The following is a 20,068-nucleotide window of genomic DNA, read 5'->3' as shown; positions in this document are numbered from 1 at the left end:
AGGGCGGCGATCAGGGCGAAGTCGGCGCTTCGCCTTTCCGCCTCGGCGCGGGGTACAGCGGTTTACGCGGGCGGTGGCGCAGGCGGACGAGCTGGCGCTTGAGCGGGCCGATGGCGCGCTCCATCTCGCGTATCGGACCCGGCGGCGGCTCCTGCGCGACCATCTCGATCTGGTCCTGCAACCACTCCTCCCGCCAACGACAGGCGTCTTCCACCTCACGGGCGAAGTTCGAGTCGCGCATCCAGCGGCGCAGGGTGTTGAATGAGGGGCCGCCGGGCGCGCGGCTGTAGCTGAGGAACGTGCCGCCAGTGGCGATGTGATCGGCGACGTCTTCCGCTAGGATATCCGGGACCGGCGATCCGACGTGGCGCTTCGCGGCGAGGATCATTTTCAGCACCCGGTCGAACTGCGGCTGCTCGCGTCGCCAGCGCGTCAGGACCTCGCGGGAGGGCAGCTCTGGGTCCGATTTCAGCAGCGCCTTCAGGCCGCTCGCCGTCCGCAGCCGCACGATGATCCGGTCGGCCACCTTGGGATCGAACTCGCGGCGGCGGGCGCAGCCCCATTCTCGGCTTCGCTGGTTGCGCCGTTGCAGCAGGGCGAAGGCGGCCTCCGCGAACGGCGCCTGAGCGATTTTCCAGCGGCGGTAGGCGGTTTGCGACGGCATCCCCGGCTGGCCCAGCAGCGACCGGATTGGCGCGCCCGCCCGCGCCTGCGCCAGGAAGGCCTGCGCCTTGGCCTCATCGACGACCCAGAGCCTGCGCCACTCGCCTCGGCGGCGCGCGGCGGTGAGGGCTTCGCCGAACAGGGGGTCGGCTCGGGCCCAGGTGCGGACGGTGTTCTCGAATGGCATGCCCGGCGAAGCGCAGACCGCGCGGAGGAACTCGCCTGCGTCCACTCGCGCCACGATCTCGGCTTTCAGGCGAGAGGCGTCCTGGGCGTAGGGGCTGGGCATGGGCGGGATCGAGGTTGGTGATGGCGGGGAATTGAACAAATAGGGAACATGCGGCTTGCGCGCAAGCGGATCGGGCGGTCGTCAGGATGGTCAAACGCCGGTGCGCGCCGCGACCCCCGCCTAAGGTTCGCGCACTTCGACGCCGGAGACCGGCCCTCGGAACGTCCGGTTCAGCACCGGATCAGTCCAAATCCCAGACAGCGGAGCCACGCCAGGCGGCGGGTCGTGGGCTGGAACCCCCTCCGTCACGGCGTTCCGCGCCGCGACACCTCCCCCTCAATCGGGCTGCGCCCTGGGGGAGGATCTTGTAGGTGCTAATCCATCTCGGGCATCAGCAAATCCCGGGCGGCCTTGGCGTCCTTCATGACCTGCTCGGTCATGATCTCCAGGCTGTCGAACTTGGCCTCGGGGCGCAGGAAGGCGATCAGGTCGGTCTCGATCACCTGGTCGTAGATGTCCTCGTCGAAGTCGAACAACCACACTTCCAGGAGGGGGACGCGCGTACCCTCGATGGTCGGGTTGACGCCGAGGTTGGCGACGCCGGGGATGTCGCGGCCGTCCGGCAGGCGGGTGCGGGTGGCGTAGACCCCGAACCTGGGGATCACATAGTCGCCGAGCGCCACATTGGCGGTGGGGAAACCCAGCTTGCGGCCGAGCTGGCGGCCGCGCTGCACGGCGCCCTCGATGGCGAAGGGCCGGCCGAGGATGGCGGCGGCATCGGCGGGACGGCCGTCGCGAAGGGCCTCGCGCACGGCGGTCGAGGAGAACTTCTCGCCGCTGGCGTCGGCCACCGGCTCGGCTACCGAGACTCCGAAGCCCAGCTCTTCGCCATAGGCCCTCATGGCCTCCGGGCTGCCGGTGCGGTTCTTGCCGAACGTGATGTCGAAGCCGACCGCCACATGCGCCGCGCCCAGGCCTTGATGCAGCACCTTGGCGGCGAACTCGCGGTCGCTCATGTCGGCGAGATTGTCGAAGGGCAGGACGTAGAGCACGTCGACGCCCAGGGCCTCGAGCGCGCGAGCCTGCTGGTCCGGCTTCATCAGGCGGAACGCGGGCTCGTCGGGGCGGAAATAGGCGCGCTGGTGCGGGTCGAAAGTGATCACGCCGAGCTGAGCCCCGAGTTCCGCTGCGGCCTTGGCGGCCAGCGCGATCACCCGCTGGTGCCCGCGGTGCACGCCGTCGAAGCTGCCCATGGCCAGCGCGGCGCCGCGGTCGCCGTCCGGCAGGTCCTTCCAGCCCTTGATGACCCTAAGGCGCCTCATTTGTCCCTGCGGGGGACCATGATCAGGGCCTCGCCGTCCACCACGGTCTTGCCGTTCACCAGGCAGACGGTCTCGAAGGTGGCGTGGGCCTTGGCGGCGTCCAGCGCCTTGACCGTCACCCGGGCCACCACGGGATCGCCGATCTTCACCGGGCGGCGGAAGCGCAGCGACTGCGACAGGTAGATCGCGCCCGGCCCCGGCAGGTCGTTGCCCAGCACTGCGGAGATATAGGCCGCGCTCAGCATGCCGTGGGCGATCCGCCCGCCGAAGGCTGTGGTCTTGGCGTAGGCCTCGTCCATGTGCACGGGATTGACGTCGCCGGAGACCGCCGCGAAGGCCTCGATGTCGGCGGCGCCGACGGTGTGCGCAACCTCGGCGCTCTGGCCCACGCTCAGCTCGTCGAAATAGAGTCCCTGCACCCGTCGCTCCTCAGCTGTAGCGTTCCACTTAGCGGCGATCAGTCCCGCTCACCAGACCAGGTCGGCGATGGCGTAGGTCGCGCTGAGCCCATCCTGTCGCAGGAGATCGGCGACAGCGGCGGCGTTGAGGCCGTCCGGCCCGATGGTCTCGCCGCCGTGGATGCCGCTGGCCACGAACAGCACGTCGAGGCCCCGCGCATTGGCGCCGCGGATGTCGGTGGGCAGGCCGTCGCCGATGCAGAGCACGCGGGCCGGCTCCAGCGGCCGGCCGAGGCTCTCAGCGGCCTTGGCCAGGGAGAGTTCATAGATCGCCGGATAGGGCTTGCCGGCCATGGTGACGCGGCCGCCCAGGCTCTCGTAGAGCTGGGCCAGCGCGCCGCCGCAGTAGATCAGCTTCTCGCCACGCTGCACGACAATGTCCGGGTTGGCGCAAATGAGCTCCAGATCGCGGCCCACCGCTTCGATGAAGCGATCGCGGTAATCGGCGGGCTCGTCGTTCTCGTCGTCGTACGGGCCGGTGACCGAGATGAACTTTGCGCTCGCCAGGTCGGAGGTTTCCAGGCCGAGGCCCTCGTAGAGCGGCCAGTCGCGGTCGGGGCCGATCAGCCAGGCGGGGCCGGGCGCGCGGGCGGCCAGCAGCCGCCGCGTGGCGTCGCCAGAGGTGACGATGTGGCTCCAGGCCTCGCGCGGCACGCCGAGCGTATCGAGCTGTTCGATGACGGGGCCGCAGGGACGCGGGGCGTTGGAGATCAGCACGACCGGGCCGCGCTCGGCGCGGAACTTTGCCAGGGCGTCGCAGGCGGCGGGGAAGCTCTCGCGGCCGTTGTGGATCACCCCCCAGACATCGCAGAGCAGGGCGTCGTAGCGCCCGGAAAGCTGGGAGAGGCCGGCGACGGACTGGGGAGCGGTCATCGGGCGCGGGTAGCGGGGCGCCGGCTCCCGGTCAATCGGATCGTGCGTGTCGGCTAGGCCTTCGCCGCGGCGATATAGCCCCCGATCGCCGAGGCCATCACGTCCAGTGGCATGGCGCCGGACAACAGCCCCGCGTCGTGAAAGGCCTTGATGTCGAACTTCGGCCCCAGCGCCGCCTTGGCCCGCTCCCGCTGATCGAGCCAGAAGGTGTGGCCGATCTTGTAGCTGCAGGCCTGGGCGGGAATGGCGCAGTAGCGCTGCACCTCCCGTGTCGTGGAGCCCTCGGCGTCGCCGTCCAGGCCCATCATATATTCGATCGCCTGCTCGCGGCTCCAGCGCATGGCGTGCATGCCGGTGTCGACCACGCAGCGGCCGGCGCGGAAGATCTGCGCCTTGCGCCAGCCGATCTCGCCCAGCGGATCGTCCTCGTACATGCCGAGTTCCTGGGCCAGCTGCTCGGCGTAGAGCGCCCATCCTTCGCCATAGGCCGAAAAGTACATGTTCTTGCGCAGCATCGGGATGCCCTGGCTCTCCTGCGCCAGGCCGCCCTGTAGCTGATGGCCCGGCAGACCCTCGTGATAGAGGGTCGAGGGCAGGTTCCACTTCGGCCACTCGTGGGTGTCGGCCAGGTTGAAGAAGATGACGCCCGGCCGCGAGCGGTCCATGGGCGCCGGTTCCGAATAGGCCAGCGGCGAACCGGACTCGATGGCGGGCGGCACGCGCCGGGGCTCGATCGCCTGGTTCGGCAGGCGGTTGAACATGGTGGGCAGGCGCGCCTGAACCGCCGTCAGCCGCTCCTGAAGGTAGGCGAGCAGCTGGGCCCGGCCCGGATCGGTGTTGGGGAAGTAGTAGCTGGGGTCTTTGTAGAGCGCCTTGATCCGCTCGCCGACCGTGCCCTGACTGAGGCCCTGCTTCTTCAGGAGGACGTCCAGGCGCGCGCCATATTCCTTGGCCTGGTCGAGGCCCAGCTGGTGCACCTCGGCCGGCGTCATGCCGGTCGTGGTCGTGTATTTCAGATTGGCCGCGTAGAAGGCCGGGCCCTGCTTGAAGCGCCAGATCCCGGCGTCGTGGACCGCGCCCGGCCGGGCCTGCTTCAGGGCGGCGATCTGGCGGTCCAGCGCGGGGCCGACTTTGGCGTCATAGACCTGGGCCGCCCGATGGCCAAAGCCCTCGCCGAGACCCTTGGCGCGGGCGCGTTTGTCGAGTGATTTCACCAGGTCCGACTTGTCGCCGGTGGTCCGCAGCGCCCCCACCTGGGCGATGGTGATGTCGAGCAGGAAGTCCGGCGGCAGGACACCCTTGCCCACATCGTGGCGGAAGCGATCGGTGTTGCTGTCCAAGGCGGTCGCGAAACCGTCCAGGCGCGCGAGATAGGCCTCGGCGTCGGACGCGGTCTCCACCGTGTGGTTGTCGTCCAGGAAATCCGGCATCCGCTGATAGGCGCCGGTGATGGGCGAGAGCACGTAGCAGGAGGGCGAGAACCCGTCGCGCCCGCCGATGTCCAGGTCGAGGAGCGGCTGGGTGGTCTCGGCGACGTAGAGCACCGTGTCGTAGTTCACCGCGTCCATGCCGGTGAGCTTCGTCCGGTCGATGGCCTTCAGCCGGCGCATCTGACTGAGGTTCGCCGCCCACTCGGCGGCCATGCCGGCCGTGGAGACGTCTTCAAGCTTGGACTTCAGGCCGGCGTACCTGCCCTTGTCGAGGGCGAGCTGGGTGGCGCCCTCGGGCTGGCGTTCCAGGTTCTCCTGGAAGAAGGCGTCGAGCAGGGCCGTGAGCTTCGCGGACTCGGGCGAAGCGGCGTGGGCGGCGGACGCGGACGAGAGGATGGCGGCGGCGGCGCCGGTGGCGAGTAGCTGACGGCGATCGAGCACGTGTGTTCCCCCAACTCACCCGCTCATCCCCGCGAAAGCAAGGACCCAGGCGCTTTCCTTGTTGAGCATGGATCGCGGAGCATTGGCAGGCGTCCGCAACACAAAAAACCTGGGTCCCCGCTTTCGCGGGGATGAGCGGTTTAGGGGCGTGGGACTACCCGAACGCCGCGCGGCGCGGGAGCGTGTCTCGGAACTGCGGGCGGATCAGGTTGGGCGGCGGGCCGGCTTCGGTGAGCACGGCTTCCTTGATGGCGCGGGGCTCGCCGAACAGGTGGCCCTGGCCGTAGTCGAGGTTGAGGTCCAGCAGGTCGACCACCTGGCGCTCGGCCTCGATCTTCTCGGCGATCACCTCGACGCCGTAGCGGCGGGTGAGCTGGGTGAAGTCCTCGGCGGCGAGGTCGGGCAGCGAGCGCAGCACCAAGCGGCCGTCGACCTCGGTCAGTTCGTCCAGCAGCACCTGGGCGGCGATCTTCAGGAACTTCACGTCCGAGCGGGCCAGATCCTGCCAGTCGAGGTCGAGGTCGGTGACCTTGTCCAGGCTGAAGCGGAAGCCGAGATCGGCGAGCTTCCCCATGTTGCGCGCCTCCACCGAGCCGCGGGCGTCGAACGCCGCCTGGCCGACCTCGAAGATCAGCGCGCCGGCCAGGTCGCGGTTGGCGGTGAGCAGGTCGAGGAATTGCGGGAAGAAGCTCTCGTCGCCCAGGCTGGCCATGGAGACGTTGCAGAAGATGCCGATCTTGCGGTCCTGCTTGGCCAGGCGCCGCACGATCTGCACGCAGCGGAACAAGAGCAGGTTGTCGATGGCGGTGACCAGACCGCCGGGCTCGGCGACGGTCAGGTACTCCGCCGGCATCATCACCCGGCCGGTGTCGTCGCGCAGGCGCGAGAAGCTCTCGTAGAAGCGGGTGCGCCGCTGCGGCAGGGCGACGATCGGCTGCAGGTAGAGGTCGACGCGGTTCTCGGTCAACGCCTCGCGCACGGTGTCGAGCAGGGCCGGCGTCTGGCGCGCGTCGCCGCCCAGGCGCGCGGGGAAGGCCGGCGCATCGCCCTGCTCGTCCAGCCGGGTCTGCATCCGCTGGACCAGGGTCTCCAGCATGTGGACCTCGTCCAAGAGGTCGTCGGAGCGTTGGGCGTCGTCGGCCACGGCCTCGAAGATCTCGGTGACCCGGGCGTCCAGCGCCTCGACCTGGGTCAGGAGAATGCGGTGGGCCTCGCGGATGGTCTCCACGTCGCCCTTGATCTGGCCGGTCTCCAGCGCGCGCTCGATCAGGCCGTGGAAGGCGAGGCAGAGGCCAAGCCCGCCGACGAGCGCCGCCACCCCTGCGCCCCAGCCGCCCCCGTTCCGCCACAGCGTCAGGGAGACGATCAGCGACAGGCAGAGGTAGGTCGCACAGAGAAGGCCGAGGGTCAGCCGGCGCATGGTCCCGCCATCCGAATCACTTCGGCCAGTATCCGACGCAGCTTGACGGCAAGTCGAAGGAATTAACGCGGGCGCGGCGTTGTGGCTGGCGCGGCAAGATTTGATCCACGAACCACACGAACCACACGAACGGGTTTCGTCCTGAGAAGCTCGCACAGCGGGCAGTCCCTTTTCAAACCACCAAGATCGCCAAGAGGCCGAGCCAGGCCCGCAGGCCTTGCGATCGCCCTCATTTTCTTGGCGCTCTTGGTGTTCTTGGTGGTTGAATCGACCGAGCCTCCGCTGACGCGGAGCACTCGTTCGTGTGGTTCGTGTGGTTCGTGGACCAAGTCGCCGCTTCGCGGCCGTGCTGGCCTCGCAAAGCAAATTATGTGATCGGTGTTCACCTGAGCTAGCGCGAGACCTGACGATGGCGGACGGAACTCCAGGCGGCGGGGCGGTCGAGCATTTCGACGTGCTGATCGTGGGCGCGGGCCTGTCGGGGATCGGCGCCGGGTGGCACCTGCAGGACAAGGCGCCCGACCGCAGCTACGTGATCCTGGAAGGCCGCGAGGCGATCGGCGGCACCTGGGACCTGTTCCGCTATCCGGGCATCCGCTCCGACAGCGACATGTACACCCTGGGCTACGCCTTCAAGCCGTGGACCGAGGCCAAGGCGATCGCCGATGGGCCTTCGATCCTGAAGTACGTCCGCGAGACCGCCCGCGACTATGGGATCGACCAGCACATCCGCTATGGCCACCAGGTCACCGCGGCGGCCTGGTCGAGCGAGGATGCGCTCTGGACCATCATCGCCCGGCTGAAGGACGGCCGCACGGTCAAGCTGACTGCCAGCTTCATGTTCCTCTGCGGCGGCTACTACAATTACGAGGGCGGCTACACGCCGGAGTTCCCCGGCCGCGAGCGGTTCAAGGGCGCCTTCGTCCACCCGCAGCACTGGCCGGAAGACCTGGACTACGCTGGCAAGCGCGTGGTGGTGATCGGCTCGGGCGCGACGGCGGTGACCCTGGTCCCGGCCATGGCCGCCACGGCCAGGCACGTCACCATGCTGCAGCGTTCGCCCACCTATGTCGTCTCCCGGCCCGCCGAGGACGAGATGGCCAACAAGCTGCGCCGGTGGCTGCCGGGCATGCTGGCCTATCAACTGATCCGCTGGCGCAATGTGCTGTTCGGCATGTGGTTCTTCCGCCTGGCCCGCAACAAGCCCGCCGCGGTGAAGAAGAATATCATCGACATGGTCCGCGCCCAGCTTGGCCCCGACTACGACGTCGATCGCCACTTCACGCCGACTTACAATCCCTGGGACCAGCGGCTGTGCCTCGTGCCCGACGCCGACCTCTTCGAAGCGATCAAGGCCGACAAGGCCAGCGTGGTCACCGACACCATCGAGACTTTCACCGAAACCGGCATCAAGCTGAAGTCCGGCGCCGAGCTGCCCGCCGACATCATCGTCAGCGCCACGGGCCTGCGCCTGCAGGTGCTGAACGGCCTGGCGCTGAGCATCGACGGCCGCGCCGTCGATCCGAGCCAGACGCTCGCCTACAAGGGCATGATGTACGAGGATATCCCGAACCTGGCGACGGTGTTCGGCTACACCAACGCGTCCTGGACCCTGAAGGCCGACCTGACCTGCGAATACATCTGCCGGGTGCTGAACCAGATGAAGCGCACCGGCCTGCGCCAGGTGACCGCCCGCAACGACGACCCCAATATCGAGCGCCAGCCATGGCTCGATTTCTCCTCCGGCTACGTCCAGCGCGCCATGGCCTCGTTCCCGAAGCAGGGCTCCAAGGCCCCGTGGCGCCTGCACCAGAACTACGCCATGGACCTGATGAGCCTGCGCTACGCCAAGCTGGAGGACGGCGTGCTGCAGTTCTCGAACCCGGCGAAGGCGCGGGCGAAGGTGGCGGCCTAGACCCTGTCCCGGCTGACTTGAATCAAGTCAGCCGGGAAAGAACAGGGTCGTCGTCTATATCTGGAGCCCTTCTTATCCACTCAGGTTGATCCGACCTGAGTGGGAAGGGCTCTAGGCGCCGGCGCGAAGGGAACAAAGGCGGGGGTGAGCGCACTGCTAAGCTGCGTCGAACAGGTCGGCGGGAGAACGCCCTCATGTTTCGCATCGCCCACGTCGGAGCCGCGGTGGCGGCTGGCGCTTTCCTGATGCAGGCGGCTCAGGCCAACGCTCAGCAAGCCGACCCACCGAGCGAGGGAATCTTCGGCTGGTCGGTGGCCGCCACCCTGCAGCTTCGCGTCGCGCCCGACTACATGGGGTCCAAAACCTACAGCGTCGGGCCGGGCGGCAGCCTGAGCCTGTCGCGGCCGGGCGTGGCGCCGGTTTTCATCGCCCCGGACGACAGCCCCAGCCTGCACCTGATTGGCGACCCCAGCCTGAACACAGGCGTGGTGCTCCGGTGGCGCTCCAGCCGCGACGATCACGACCGTCTGCGCGGGTTCGACAAGATCGACTGGGCCGTCGAGCCCGGCGCCTTCGTCAACTGGTGGCCGGTCGACGCCTTGCGGATCCGCGCCGAAGTGCGCCACGGCTTCGGCGGCAACCGGGCCTGGATGGCGGATCTGAGCGCCGACGCGGTCTACCGCGACGCCACATGGGTGCTGTCGATCGGGCCGCGCGCGCACTGGGCGGAGAGCAAGTTCACGCAGACCTATTTCGGGGTGACGCCGCTTGAGGCGGCGCGCAGCCCCTTTGGGATCGGGGCCTATGCAGGCGACGGAACGTTCTCCTCGGCTGGCCTGCTGGCGAGCGCCGAATATCGTTGGACCCCGCGCTGGAGCATCGTGGCGGACAGCGAATATCATCGCCTGATGGGAAGTGCGGCCGGCAGTCCCATCGTCGCTATCCTGGGGTCAAGGGACCAGTTCAGCACCGCGCTTGGGGTCAAGTACATCTTCGGCCGATAGGGCCGTAAGGGCGGATCGACATTCATTCTGAGGTCACGGTTCGGCGATCCTCCTCCCCTTGTGGGAGGTGTCAGCCGGACGGCTGACGGTGGTGGGGTCACGCTCCGTTCGCCGCGCGAGACTGAGTTTCGGGCCGCGCTGAAAGGTTTGAGAGACCCCACCTCCGACCTGCTCCGCAGGCCACCTCCTCCCACAAGGGGAGGAGGACGCCTCTATACCTGAAGTCCAGGCTTGGCTGGATGGCCCGGACGACGGCTACAGCCACCGTTCCCAGACGCGGGCGTAGGTTTCCCGGGCCCGGGCGCTCAGCGGCCGGTGCGACCAGGTCTTGCCGTCGATGGGCGTGGCGCGCGCCCGGTCATCCTCGGCCATGGCTTCCAGCTCGCGCGCGGTATCGGCGCCCAGGACAACGGCGTCGACCTCGTCGTTGGAGATGATGCTGCGGTGGTCGAAGTTCGACGATCCGACCGCCGACCAGACGCCGTCCACGACCACCGTCTTGGAATGCAGCACCAAGTCGTGGGTCTCGTAGATCTTCACCCCGGCTTCCAGGAGGTCGGCGTAGTGGGCGTGGCCGAGCGCGATGGAATTGGGCGAGTCGCTGCGGTCCGGCAGCAGCAGCCGCACGTCCACGCCGCGGCGCGCCGCCTCGGTCAGGGCCTCCATCTCATCGTGGGTCGGCACGAAGTAGGCCGCGCTGGCCGTGACCGACTTGCGCGCGCTGCGGATCGCGGAGATCACGGTCATGTAGTAGCGGGTGGCGTCTTGGTGTGGCGCGCTGCCGAGGATGCGCACCACCGCGCCGCCCGTCGGCGGCAGGGTCGGAAACCAGCCCGCCTCGTCGATCGCCGGCCCGTGCTGCTCGCGCCAATGGTCCTGGAAGAGGGTCTGGAGCTGGGCCACGGCGGGTCCGGTGATCTCCAGGTCGGTGTCGCGCCAGTGCGCAGCGGGCTCGCCCGGGATGCTCCCCGATTTGCCCATGGGATTGGGCTGGTAGGTCGTGCTGAGGTTGACGCCGCCGACGATGGCGGTCGAGCCGTCGACCACCAGGATCTTGCGGTGATCGCGGTCGTTGGGCGTATAGCCCACCTTCGCCTTCAGGGGATTGAGCGGGTTGAACTCGAGGACGTTTACGCCGCCGGCCCTCAGCCGGTCGAGGAAGGCCTTCGGCGTGTCACTGGAGCCGAAGCTGTCATAGATGACGTTGACCGCCACGCCCTCGGCCCGCTTGGCGAGGAGCAGGTCGCCGAGGTGGACACCGTCGATCTCGACGTCCTCGAAGATGAAATACTCCAGATTGACGCTGTGCTTCGCCGCGCCGATCGCGGCGAACATGGCGCGGAAGGTGATCACGCCATCTTTCAGCAGATGGGTGGTCTCGCCGGCCACCAGAGGGCTCTCGGCCACCGCCTGTTCGATGGCCATGTGACGGTGCAATAGCGCGTCCTCGCCCGGCGTGTCGCTGAGCTGGGCGAGCTTCGCCTTGATCTGAGCCGACGTCAGGGGGCCGTGCGTTCCGATGATCTCGGGCGTTTGCGCGCTCGCCGCGCGCCCGACCGTCGGGCTGATCGTCGGAACCGTGGTGCAGGCCGAAAGCCCCGCAAAGCCGATGCAGAGCGCGGCCATCGCCCGGCTCGCAGGAAGTCGCCGGACGTTCAACGGCTCAGCCCAGGCGTCGTGCCGCTGGCGACCCCGCCCGCGCCTTGCGGCGCGGACACCAGGGTGAAATCGATCGCGCCGCCGGTCTCGAGACTGCGGAACTTGACCGGCACACCGTGGGCGTCGATCCAGACCTCCCACTTGTTCGGCTGGGCGGCGGTGTTCACGTGGTAGTGCCGGGCCGACTCGGAAACCCCGTGCAGCACGATCGTTTCCGGCTCGCCGCCGGTCACCTCGACTGAGCTGATCTTGCCGGTGCGGGTCGACACCACGGCGCCGGGGCCCAGCCGGTTCAGGGACCAGGGGTCGGACGCCACGACGTCGGCCGGCGCGGTCTCGGTTCCCGAGGGCGAGGTGACCGCGAACCTGTCGCCGCCGGCCGCTCCGCTGATGGTGCTGCGCCGGCCATTGGTGCTGTTCAGGCTCTGGAAGGATATCAACCGGTGATCGCGCCAGACCTCCGTCTGGTCGGCGGTCTCCCGGCGAACCACGACGCCCAGGACCCTGACCGCGATCCTCAAGTGGGCCTCCGCGCGCGTCAGCCCATCGGCCTCGTCGCTGCTGCGATCGTAGGTTCCGATGGCCCCATAGACCGGGTGGGTGACCGCGTAGCTGTAGATCTGCGGCGACGTCTTCGCCACGACGGGCGAGGCGCCGGCGGCAAGAAGCGCAGCGCAGCCCAGGATCGGAGTCCATTTCATTCTACATTTGTTCCCACGCTACCTGCACCGTAACGCGCGGACCGCCGATAAGGTTGTCGTCTGCCCGACATATAGCCGGGCGAGGGAGCAGAGATGATCAGCCCAAGGGGTTCGGCGCCGAATGCGGCTACGCCTGTCATACGACGGTCGCGGCGGACGACTACATCTACACCGCCTATCCGCCCAGGTGAGGCGCCGGCCGCGAGACGCCGCCCAGGGCTAAAGGCCCAGGACTTCAGACTCATTGGCAGCGAGCACTTTACAGACTAAATTCGCGGACCTCTCGTGAGGGCATCGTACAGTGTCGAGTATTCGACATGTATGCTATCACTCACCGGGATAGGGAATGGCTGGCAGCGCCCTTGAGGTCAGGGTTGCTGGCCTTGGCCGCTACGGATTGGTTGGGGAATTCGAAGATGACCGAGATCGTCGATGTTCACCTCGGAAGACGGCTGCGTCAGCGGCGTAGACTACTGCACCTCACGCAGAGCGATCTTGCGGCGACCTGCGGCGTCGGCTTCCAGCAGATTCAGAAATACGAATGCGCCACGCACCGCATCTCAGCGGCGATGCTCTGGCGGCTGGCGGGCGCGCTCGGGGTGGGAACGCAGTACTTCTATGAGGGCCTCGATAGCGAAGCTTCCGCCGAACAGCGCGTAGCGTAAGGCCGTTCCGGTCAGCCCCGCGGTGTCACCGGTCATCCTGATCAACGTCTTCACGGTGGCGCCGGCCGATCAGACGCGTCTCGTGGAGTTGCTGACCCGCGCCACCGAGACCTCCGTGCAGCATGCCCCGGGCTTCCTGTCGGCGACCCTGCACCGGAGCTTGGACGGCGCGAAGGTCACCATGTACGCGCAGTGGCGCAGCGCCGAGGACTACCAGGCCATGCGCGCCGATCCGACGCCCGCGCCCTATCTGCAGGAGGCGCTGCAGATCGCGACGTTTGAGCCGGGGATGTATGAGGTGGCGGAGAGGTTCGGTGGGGCGGAAGCCTGAACTCCGGCGAGCCTTCCTTTTCCCCTTCGTCATCCTCCGGTCAGCCGTAGGCTGATCCGGGGGGCCCAAGCTGAATTTCAGAATAGAGCGAGGCCGCTTGGGTCCCCCGGATCGCGTCTTCGCGCGACCGGAGGACGACGAGGTTTGGGTGGGCGGTGAGTTAGGGATGAAGCGCAAGCCGCGGCTTAAATCTTATGGCGGCCATTCTGCCTTGGGGCCTCGGCTTCTCAAGGACGGCGCAAAGCGCCGCCGCGACGCGGCCGGCCAGAGGCCGGTCCTTGACAAGCCGAGGCCCCAAGGCTCGCTTCAACCATGAGGTTTAAGGCGCGGTGGCATCTGGGAGATGCAAAAGCGAAGGGGGCGCGAATTGTCACTATTGGCTGCGCTCGCGGCGTTAGTCGTAGCCGGGACCGAACCTCCAGCGGCGCGGGAGACCGGGCAGCAACGGCATGACCGGGTGACCGCCGAAGTGGCCAGCGGCAAAATCCACTACTATCCCGAGAAGGCCCTCTCGGCCGGCGTAACGAGCGGCGAGGCTGTATTGGACTGTCTCGTGGACGGAGAGTGGCTGACGGACTGCAAGGTCGCGAGCGAAGAGCCGAGCGGTTACGACTTCGGCGCCGCGGCCTTGCGGATGGCTCCCCTTTTCAAGATGAAGCCGCAGCCCGATCCGACGAAACAGCCAGCCGCCGGCGCCCGAATTCAAGTTCCGATTAACTTCAATCTTCCGACCTAGCGCTTCCGAGAAGCCGGCGTAGTGCTGCCAACCCCCCTAGTGCTGGCTCTCCGGCATCCGCACCGCCAACCCGTCCAGCGCGTCCGAGACCTTGATCTGGCAGGAGAGGCGCGAGTTGTCCTCGACGTTCTCGGCGAAGTCGAGCATCGACTCTTCCATGGCCGACTTCTCGCCGGTCTTCGAGCGCCAGGCCTCATCCACATAGACGTGGCAGGTGGCGCAGGCGCAGGCGCCGCCGCAGTCGGCGTCGATGCCGGGGACGTTGTTCTTCACCGCGCCTTCCATGACGGTGAGGCCGGGCTTCACATCGATGACGTGCTCTGTGCCGTCGTGTTCGATGTAGGTGATCTTCGCCATTAGTCCCTCGACTTAACGCCGTTCAGACGGCGACCTCTTTCATGGAAACGGTGGGGTCTGCAAGTCTGGCCTTGTCGACCGGACGCCGCGCCCCGATCAGCTGTTTGCCCATCATGAACTCGGGCGGTGAATTGATCGCTTCCACCGATTGCACCAGATCGCCCTTCAAGTGGAAGACCGCGAACTTGCCCGACGCCGGGTCGCCGCGGACCAGGATCTGGTCGACGTCGAAGGCGTAGCCGGCGATCTGCAGCTTCAGGTCATACTGGTCGGACCACTGCCAGGGGACCTCGCCGGCCGGCGGCGGGCGGCCGACGATGGCGGCGGCGGCCTGCTTGGCCTGCTCAAGGGCGTTGGGCACGCTCTCCATGCGGAACATGCGGCCGTAGATCGGCATCGGCCGGTGGGCGACGTCGCCGATGGCGAAGATCGACGGGTCGGAGGTGCGGGCCTCCAGGTCGACGACCACGCCGCGGGCGGTGTCGAGGCCGCAGTCCTTGGCGAGCTCGTCGTTGGGCGCGGCGCCGACGCCGACCACCACGGCGTCGCAAGCGATGGTGCGCCCATCGGCCAGGGTGACGCCGGTGACGTGACCGTCCCGGCCCTCGAAGGCCGTCGCCGTGGCGCCCAGCTCGAAGGTGACGCCGTGGGCTTCGTGATAGGCCTTGAAGAAGGTCGAGAGCGTCTCGCAGGCGACGCGGGCCAGCAGGCGATCCTCACGCTCCAGCACCACCACCTCAGCGCCCAGGGCGCGGCCGGAGGCGGCGACCTCGAGCCCGATGTAGCCGCCGCCGACCACGGCCAGCGTCCTTCCCGGCCCGACGGTGGCCTTCAGCGTTTCCGCGTCGGCGGCCGTGCGCAGGAACATCACGCCCTCGAGGTCCGCGCCGAGGATCGGCAACGCGATGGCCCGTGCGCCGGTGGCCAGGATCAGCACGTCGTAGCTGAGGCTCGATCCGTCGGAGAGCGCCACCGTCTTGGCGCCGCGGTTGATGGTGGTCGCCGTGGTCGAGGCGCGGAAGTCGATATTGTGCTCGGGGTAGAACTCCAGCGGCTTCAGGGCCAGCGAGTCCGCGTCGGCCTCGCCCTTCAGCCAGGCCTTGGAGAGCGGCGGGCGCTGATAGGGCGGGATCGGCTCCTCGCCCACCAGGGTGATCGGGCCCTCGAACCCGTACTGGCGCAGCAGCGCCGCCGTCGTGCCGCCCGCATGGCCGGCGCCTAGGATCACCACATGTGCGGTAGGGTCGCTCATCCCGCCTCGATGCCCAAAAATGACGCGAGCGTCAACTTCCCCACGCCGAGCGTCCCGGCGAACACCGGGACCCATACGGCAGGCCAGCCTAACCGGTCGGTCGAGCGGCGCACTCAGATTCAGCTTGGATCCCGGCTTTCGCCGGGACGAGCGGGATGGATCACCCCGCCTTCCGCTCCGCCACCCATTCGTGCACGCGCATGTCGAGCACCGATAGCGGGAGCGAGCCCGAGGCGATGATCATGTCGTTGAAGGCCTTGATGTCAAACTTCGGGCCGAGCGCATTCTGCGCCTCGGTGCGGAGCGCCAGGATGCGGATCATGCCGATCTTGTAGGCCGTGGCCTGGCCGGGCCCGACGATGTAGCGGCGGGTCTCGGCGCGGGCGCCGTCCTCGTCGCGGTGGCCGACGGTCTTCAGGTAGTCGACCGTCTGCTGCTCGGTCCAGCCCTTGGCGTGCAGGCCGGTGTCGGCGACCAGGCGCACGGCGCGGAACAGCTCGCCGTTCAACCGCATGAAGTCGGAGGGGATGTCCTGATAGACGCCCATCTCCTTGCAGAGCAGCTCGGAATAGAGGCCCCAGCCCTCGTTGTAGGCGGCGTTGCGGGCGGCCAGGCGGAACTTCGGAACATCCTTCTGGCGCACCCGGATGTCGCCCTGCATGGCGTGGCCGGGGATCCCCTCGTGGCACATCAGGTCCGGCAGGCTGGCGCGCAGCGAGGTGTTGCCCAGCATGTGCAGATAGACCCGGCCCGGGCGCTTGCCATCGGGACTGGCGCCATTGGTGTGGGCCGCGCCGCCGGCCACCTCGCTGAACAAGGGCTCGCGCACCACCTCGATGCCGTAGATCGGCAGGGTGTTGAACATCGCCGGCAGGTGCGCCCGGTCGTTGGCGATCAGGTCATTGGAATATTTGAGGATCTCGGCGCGGTTCTGGTCGTTGTAGGGCTGCGGCGGATCGAGCCGCAGCAGCTCCTTGTAGTAGGTCTCGGCATCGGAGGAGCCGGCCTGCCTGGCGAGCGCGTCCATCTCGCCCTGGATGCGCTTGACCTCCGAGAGACCCAGGGCGTGGATCTGGGCGGCGGTGAGGTCGGTGCGGGTCTGCAGCTTGAGCGCGGCGGCGTACCAGGCCAGGCCATTGGGCAGGGTGACGGCGCCGACCTTGCCGGAGGGCGCCTTAGCGATATCGGCCTGCAGCCAGTCGGCCATCCGCTGGTAGCCGGGCTTCATGCCGGTCAGGAGCGCGGTCCTGGTCCCCTCCAGCAGCTTCTGCGCCTCGTCCGGCGTGACCTTGCCGGCGGCCTGCAGCTTGCCGACCTTGGCCTTGGCGTCGGCCCAGAGCGGGGAATCCGGTCCAGCCGCATCGAACGGCTGGCCGGAGGTCAGCTTCGCGCCCTCGCGGATGGCGCGCTCGTACTGGAAGCGGGGCATGCGGATGCCCTTCGCAACGGACACGGTCGCGCGCTCGCGCACCTGGTCCATGGCGTGGCCCATGGCCATCACGCGGGCGTTGTAGGCGGCCATGTCGGAGGCCGACTCCACCAGGTGCGAGCCGATCAGGAAGGTCGGCAGGGACGATTGGATCTGGCCGGCGGCGTATTCGTAGTCGCGGAACTTGTAGGCGAGCTCGGTGGAATCCAGCTCGTCGATCCACATGTCGTAGCTGATCTGGGATTCCAGGGGCAGCTTGGCGCGCTGGAACTGGGCCTTCAGGCGCGCCACGCTTCCGCGCCGCCATTCCAGGCGCTGCAGGTCGGCCGCGTCGCTGAGGTCGTTCAGCTTGTCGAGGCCTTCCTTGCTCCCGAAGGAGCTCGACTGCTGCGGGCTGAACTTCATCGCCTGCGCATATTCGGCGTCGAGGAAGGCGGTCAGCCGCGCCGCCTCGCTCTGGCTGGCCGCGCTCGGGCCAACTTGAGCGGCGGCAGGCGCCGGCGCCATCGCTGACAGGAACGCCAGCCCCATGGCCACGGAGGCCGCCGTCGATGTTCCCCAACCCGAATACCTGAACGCCATCTCACCCCTCCGCTCGTTCCCGCGAAGGCGGGAACCCAAGCCGACTTAAAATTTGCCGCGACCGCTCAGCCCAGGCCCCGTATGGGTCCCCGCCTTCGCGGGGATGAGCGGTGTCAATTAGACCACCCGCTCCACCAGCATCTTCTTGACCTCGGCGATGGCCTTGGCCGGGTTCAGACCCTTCGGGCAGACCTGGGCGCAGTTCATGATCGTGTGGCAGCGATAGAGCTTGAAGGGGTCCTCCAGCGCATCCAGCCGCTCGCCCGTCGCCTCGTCGCGGCTGTCGATCAGCCAGCGGTAGGACTGCAGCAGGGTCGCCGGGCCCAGGTACTTGTCCTGGTTCCACCAGTAGCTGGGGCAGGAGGTGGTGCAGCAGGCGCAGAGGATGCACTCGTAGAGGCCGTCGAGCTTCTCGCGGTCCTCCGGCGATTGCAGCCACTCCTTCTGCGGCTCCGGCGTCTCGGTGTGCAGCCAGGGCTCGATGGAGGCGTACTGGGCGTAGAACTGGGTGAGGTCCGGCACCAGGTCCTTCATCACCGGCATGTGCGGCAAGGGGCTGATCTGCACGTCCTTGCCGGGCACCTCGTCCCAGCCGTGGGTGCAGGCGAGCGTGTTGCGCCCGCCGATGTTCATGGCGCAGGAACCGCAGACGCCCTCGCGGCAGGACCGGCGGAAGCTGAGCGTCGGGTCGATCTCGTTCTTGATGTAGATCAGGGCGTCCAGGACCATCGGGCCGCAGTGCTCGACGTCCACCTCGTAGGTGTCCCAATGCGGGTTCTCCGAGCCCTCCGGATCGTAGCGGTAGACGCGGAAGGTCTTGGTCTTCGTAGCCCCGGCCGGCGCCGGAAAATGCTTGCCCTTGGTGACGCGGGAGTTCTTCGGCAGGACGAGTTCGACCATGGTGCTTAGTCCCTAGGAAATGCTGGGCGGCGCGGTCTTGCGCCCCAGGATGATGGCCCCGTGGTGGCCATCGTGGTTGGTGTGGGTCAGCCGCATCTCTTCGACGCCGGCCAGGTTCAACAGGCGCACGACCCGCGACAGGTCGTAGTCGTACATGTGGATGTGACCCACTGGCAGGCTCAGCAGTCGGTCGCCCTTGATCTTCTTGCGGAAGAAGCTGCGGACGGACTCCTGCGCCTCGTCCTTGGGCCACTCGCGGTTCTTGTCGCGCCAGATGGTGAGCTGCAGGCTGACCATGCCACCGTCGGCCAGCTTGCTCAGCAGCTCCTCGATGATCTGCTCGCCGCGCGCCGGCGGGATGTGCTGGAAGACGATGAAGCTGTTGATCCAGTCGAAGGGCCCGGCCGGGATGTGGTCGACGTAATTGACCTTCGAGCCGCGCGCACGCGCCAGGGCCAGCATGCCGGGCGAGATGTCGACGCCGGTCACGTGGCCGGCATAGGCCTGCATCGCCTCGGCCAGCCGGCCCACACCGCAGCCGAAGTCCAGAGCGCGGCCCGAGGGAAGCTCGCCGGTCAGGGCCTTCAGGCCCTCAGCGATCGGGCCGATGTGGAAGGGGCCCGAGGCGTAGAATTCCTCGATCTTCGCCGGTGTCAGGCTCTCGCTGCGGAAGTCCGGATGGCTGAGCACCGCCCAATAGGGCTGCGTCTGACCGAGCTCGCGCCAGTCGGCGTCGGTGTCGCGCACCAGGGGCTTGGGGTCAGCGCCAGGCATGCATGAACACCCGGTTGTGCTTCCAATAGAGGTCCGGCCGGCGCCAGTGCGGCCGGGTCGACGGATGGCCCGTCATCTCGATGCGGGTGAACCCAAGGTCGCGGGTCATGCCTTCCAGGCAGCGCCGGTTGGGCGCCCAGAAGTTGGTCGGGTCGTCGTTAAGCTCGCGGCCGCGGTAGTAGCGCGCCACCGGCCACGGAAGGCCGTCCAGCGCCGTGGCGGTCTCCACCACCAGCAGGTCCGCGGTGACCGAGGCTGCGCGCTCCAGCGCGGCAAAAGGGTCCTTCACATGGTAGAGCACGCCCAGGAACAGCACCACATCGTGCACGCCCACCGTCTCCGGCCCGATGCGCGGCACATCGATATCCAGCGTTGTCACCCGCGAGCCCAGCCGGCGGTGCGCGTAGTCGAACCCCGCCTTGGTCCCCCAGCCGTCGCCCGACCAGCAGAAATGGTCGGTGGCCAGGACGCGCGCCGCGCCCCGCCGCTCCGCCTCGAAGCTGAAGAACCCGTCCCAGGCGCCGATATCCAGCACCCGCTTGCCGGCCACGCCGTGCCCGAAGACCACCTCGGCCTCCGCCGCCAGCACGGCGGCCGGCTTCTCGCCCGCCGTCGTCTCGCCGCCCGGCAGGGTCAGCGAATGGAACCAGCCGATGGCTGGCGGAGTCTCCAGACCTGGCTGGGCGCCGTCCACGATCGCCTCAGTAGACCCGCGCCTTGGGCGGGATCGGGGCGATGTCGTTGGTCATGGTGAAGTCGTGCACCGGGCGGTAGTCGATCCTCACCTTGCCGGTCGCGTCGTCGAACCAGGTGAGCGTGTGTTTCATCCAGGTCTTGTCGTTGCGCTCGGCGAAGTCCTCGCGGGCGTGCGCGCCGCGGCTTTCCTGCCGGTTCTCGGCGCCGACCACCGTGACCACCGCTTGGCCG

At 68.0% G+C, this 20,068-nt stretch carries 19 protein-coding genes and 1 pseudogene; 5 read left to right on the top strand and 15 right to left on the bottom strand.

The window, feature by feature from the left end:
• Positions 1 to 10 precede the first annotated feature (10 nt).
• The 6 genes from VHS75_RS11455 to VHS75_RS11430 form a co-directional block, all read right to left on the bottom strand.
• The gene (locus tag VHS75_RS11455) at positions 11 to 952 is read right to left on the bottom strand and encodes a hypothetical protein (RefSeq protein ID WP_329638747.1); all 942 of its coding nucleotides are present in this window, start codon (positions 950 to 952) and stop codon (positions 11 to 13) included.
• Positions 953 to 1,266: 314 nt separating this feature from the next.
• Entirely contained in the window at positions 1,267 to 2,214 is a 948-nt protein-coding gene (locus tag VHS75_RS11450; protein ID WP_329638746.1) for a bifunctional riboflavin kinase/FAD synthetase, read from the bottom strand.
• Positions 2,211 to 2,633, bottom strand: coding sequence for a MaoC family dehydratase (locus VHS75_RS11445; protein ID WP_329638745.1), 423 nt, complete (start codon positions 2,631 to 2,633; stop codon positions 2,211 to 2,213). The genes VHS75_RS11450 and VHS75_RS11445 overlap by 4 nt, the downstream gene beginning before the upstream one ends.
• A gap of 48 nt (positions 2,634 to 2,681) precedes the next feature.
• Complete coding sequence (locus VHS75_RS11440) at positions 2,682 to 3,545, bottom strand: TIGR01459 family HAD-type hydrolase (protein WP_329638744.1); 864 nt, start codon at positions 3,543 to 3,545, stop codon at positions 2,682 to 2,684.
• 53 nt (positions 3,546 to 3,598) lie between these two features.
• On the bottom strand, positions 3,599 to 5,416 hold the full coding sequence (locus VHS75_RS11435) for a DUF885 domain-containing protein (RefSeq protein ID WP_329638743.1): 1,818 nt from the start codon (positions 5,414 to 5,416) through the stop codon (positions 3,599 to 3,601).
• A gap of 154 nt (positions 5,417 to 5,570) precedes the next feature.
• A complete protein-coding gene (locus tag VHS75_RS11430) occupies positions 5,571 to 6,836 on the bottom strand; it encodes an EAL domain-containing protein (RefSeq protein WP_329638742.1) in 1,266 nt (421 codons plus the stop codon).
• A 409-nt stretch (positions 6,837 to 7,245) separates the two neighbouring features.
• Between VHS75_RS11430 and VHS75_RS11425 the strand changes: the two genes are divergently transcribed.
• Together VHS75_RS11425 and VHS75_RS11420 are read left to right on the top strand one after the other, a co-directional pair.
• Complete coding sequence (locus VHS75_RS11425; protein ID WP_329638741.1) at positions 7,246 to 8,751, top strand: NAD(P)/FAD-dependent oxidoreductase; 1,506 nt, start codon at positions 7,246 to 7,248, stop codon at positions 8,749 to 8,751.
• 194 nt (positions 8,752 to 8,945) lie between these two features.
• Complete coding sequence (locus VHS75_RS11420) at positions 8,946 to 9,755, top strand: MipA/OmpV family protein (protein ID WP_329638740.1); 810 nt, start codon at positions 8,946 to 8,948, stop codon at positions 9,753 to 9,755.
• A 255-nt stretch (positions 9,756 to 10,010) separates the two neighbouring features.
• Here VHS75_RS11420 and VHS75_RS11415 read toward each other — a convergent pair whose 3' ends face one another.
• Together VHS75_RS11415 and VHS75_RS11410 are read right to left on the bottom strand one after the other, a co-directional pair.
• Complete coding sequence (locus VHS75_RS11415) at positions 10,011 to 11,381, bottom strand: phospholipase D-like domain-containing protein (RefSeq protein WP_329638739.1); 1,371 nt, start codon at positions 11,379 to 11,381, stop codon at positions 10,011 to 10,013.
• 29 nt (positions 11,382 to 11,410) lie between these two features.
• Complete coding sequence (locus tag VHS75_RS11410; RefSeq protein WP_329638738.1) at positions 11,411 to 12,115, bottom strand: DUF6134 family protein; 705 nt, start codon at positions 12,113 to 12,115, stop codon at positions 11,411 to 11,413.
• A 416-nt stretch (positions 12,116 to 12,531) separates the two neighbouring features.
• On the opposite strand from VHS75_RS11410, the gene VHS75_RS11405 reads away from it, so the two are divergent.
• The 3 genes from VHS75_RS11405 to VHS75_RS11395 all read left to right on the top strand — a co-directional run bounded on the left by VHS75_RS11405 (position 12,532) and on the right by VHS75_RS11395 (position 13,847).
• Positions 12,532 to 12,780, top strand: coding sequence for a helix-turn-helix transcriptional regulator (locus tag VHS75_RS11405; RefSeq protein ID WP_329638737.1), 249 nt, complete (start codon positions 12,532 to 12,534; stop codon positions 12,778 to 12,780).
• A gap of 22 nt (positions 12,781 to 12,802) precedes the next feature.
• Complete coding sequence (locus VHS75_RS11400) at positions 12,803 to 13,111, top strand: antibiotic biosynthesis monooxygenase family protein (protein ID WP_329638736.1); 309 nt, start codon at positions 12,803 to 12,805, stop codon at positions 13,109 to 13,111.
• Positions 13,112 to 13,568: 457 nt separating this feature from the next.
• On the top strand, positions 13,569 to 13,847 hold the full coding sequence (locus tag VHS75_RS11395; RefSeq protein WP_329638735.1) for a TonB family protein: 279 nt from the start codon (positions 13,569 to 13,571) through the stop codon (positions 13,845 to 13,847).
• 36 nt (positions 13,848 to 13,883) lie between these two features.
• On the opposite strand, the gene VHS75_RS11390 is transcribed toward VHS75_RS11395, so the two are convergent.
• The 7 genes and pseudogenes from VHS75_RS11390 to VHS75_RS11360 form a co-directional block, all read right to left on the bottom strand.
• A complete protein-coding gene (locus tag VHS75_RS11390) occupies positions 13,884 to 14,204 on the bottom strand; it encodes a 2Fe-2S iron-sulfur cluster-binding protein (protein ID WP_329638734.1) in 321 nt (106 codons plus the stop codon).
• 22 nt (positions 14,205 to 14,226) lie between these two features.
• A complete protein-coding gene (locus VHS75_RS11385; RefSeq protein WP_329638733.1) occupies positions 14,227 to 15,456 on the bottom strand; it encodes an NAD(P)/FAD-dependent oxidoreductase in 1,230 nt (409 codons plus the stop codon).
• 160 nt (positions 15,457 to 15,616) lie between these two features.
• Entirely contained in the window at positions 15,617 to 17,467 is a 1,851-nt protein-coding gene (locus tag VHS75_RS11380; RefSeq protein WP_329638732.1) for a DUF885 domain-containing protein, read from the bottom strand.
• A 117-nt stretch (positions 17,468 to 17,584) separates the two neighbouring features.
• Complete coding sequence (locus VHS75_RS11375; protein WP_329638731.1) at positions 17,585 to 18,367, bottom strand: succinate dehydrogenase iron-sulfur subunit; 783 nt, start codon at positions 18,365 to 18,367, stop codon at positions 17,585 to 17,587.
• Positions 18,368 to 18,379: 12 nt separating this feature from the next.
• On the bottom strand, positions 18,380 to 19,141 hold the full coding sequence (locus tag VHS75_RS11370) for a class I SAM-dependent methyltransferase (protein ID WP_329638730.1): 762 nt from the start codon (positions 19,139 to 19,141) through the stop codon (positions 18,380 to 18,382).
• Entirely contained in the window at positions 19,128 to 19,835 is a 708-nt protein-coding gene (locus tag VHS75_RS11365; protein WP_329638729.1) for a hypothetical protein, read from the bottom strand. Before VHS75_RS11365 ends, VHS75_RS11370 begins: the two co-directional genes overlap by 14 nt.
• Before the next feature lie 7 nt (positions 19,836 to 19,842).
• A pseudogene (locus VHS75_RS11360) lies at positions 19,843 to 20,068 on the bottom strand (succinate dehydrogenase/fumarate reductase flavoprotein subunit); the annotation flags it as partial.

Source organism: Phenylobacterium sp. (assembly GCF_036264965.1).
Lineage (GTDB): Bacteria > Pseudomonadota > Alphaproteobacteria > Caulobacterales > Caulobacteraceae > Phenylobacterium.
This window is presented reverse-complemented; position numbering and strand designations above follow the sequence as displayed.

What these genes read in the sequence shown, in the direction of transcription:
- VHS75_RS11415 (WP_329638739.1), bottom strand. Translation starts at nt 11,381, where the DNA reads ATGGCCGCGCTCTGCATCGGCTTTGCGGGGCTTTCGGCCTGCACCACG.
- VHS75_RS11410 (WP_329638738.1), bottom strand. Translation starts at nt 12,115, where the DNA reads ATGAAATGGACTCCGATCCTGGGCTGCGCTGCGCTTCTTGCCGCCGGC.
- VHS75_RS11385 (WP_329638733.1), bottom strand. Translation starts at nt 15,456, where the DNA reads ATGAGCGACCCTACCGCACATGTGGTGATCCTAGGCGCCGGCCATGCG.
- VHS75_RS11375 (WP_329638731.1), bottom strand. Translation starts at nt 18,367, where the DNA reads ATGGTCGAACTCGTCCTGCCGAAGAACTCCCGCGTCACCAAGGGCAAG.
- VHS75_RS11405 (WP_329638737.1), top strand. Translation starts at nt 12,532, where the DNA reads ATGACCGAGATCGTCGATGTTCACCTCGGAAGACGGCTGCGTCAGCGG.
- VHS75_RS11420 (WP_329638740.1), top strand. Translation starts at nt 8,946, where the DNA reads ATGTTTCGCATCGCCCACGTCGGAGCCGCGGTGGCGGCTGGCGCTTTC.
- VHS75_RS11370 (WP_329638730.1), bottom strand. Translation starts at nt 19,141, where the DNA reads ATGCCTGGCGCTGACCCCAAGCCCCTGGTGCGCGACACCGACGCCGAC.
- VHS75_RS11430 (WP_329638742.1), bottom strand. Translation starts at nt 6,836, where the DNA reads ATGCGCCGGCTGACCCTCGGCCTTCTCTGTGCGACCTACCTCTGCCTG.
- VHS75_RS11380 (WP_329638732.1), bottom strand. Translation starts at nt 17,467, where the DNA reads ATGGCGTTCAGGTATTCGGGTTGGGGAACATCGACGGCGGCCTCCGTG.
- VHS75_RS11440 (WP_329638744.1), bottom strand. Translation starts at nt 3,545, where the DNA reads ATGACCGCTCCCCAGTCCGTCGCCGGCCTCTCCCAGCTTTCCGGGCGC.
- VHS75_RS11455 (WP_329638747.1), bottom strand. Translation starts at nt 952, where the DNA reads ATGCCCAGCCCCTACGCCCAGGACGCCTCTCGCCTGAAAGCCGAGATC.
- VHS75_RS11390 (WP_329638734.1), bottom strand. Translation starts at nt 14,204, where the DNA reads ATGGCGAAGATCACCTACATCGAACACGACGGCACAGAGCACGTCATC.
- VHS75_RS11425 (WP_329638741.1), top strand. Translation starts at nt 7,246, where the DNA reads ATGGCGGACGGAACTCCAGGCGGCGGGGCGGTCGAGCATTTCGACGTG.
- VHS75_RS11450 (WP_329638746.1), bottom strand. Translation starts at nt 2,214, where the DNA reads ATGAGGCGCCTTAGGGTCATCAAGGGCTGGAAGGACCTGCCGGACGGC.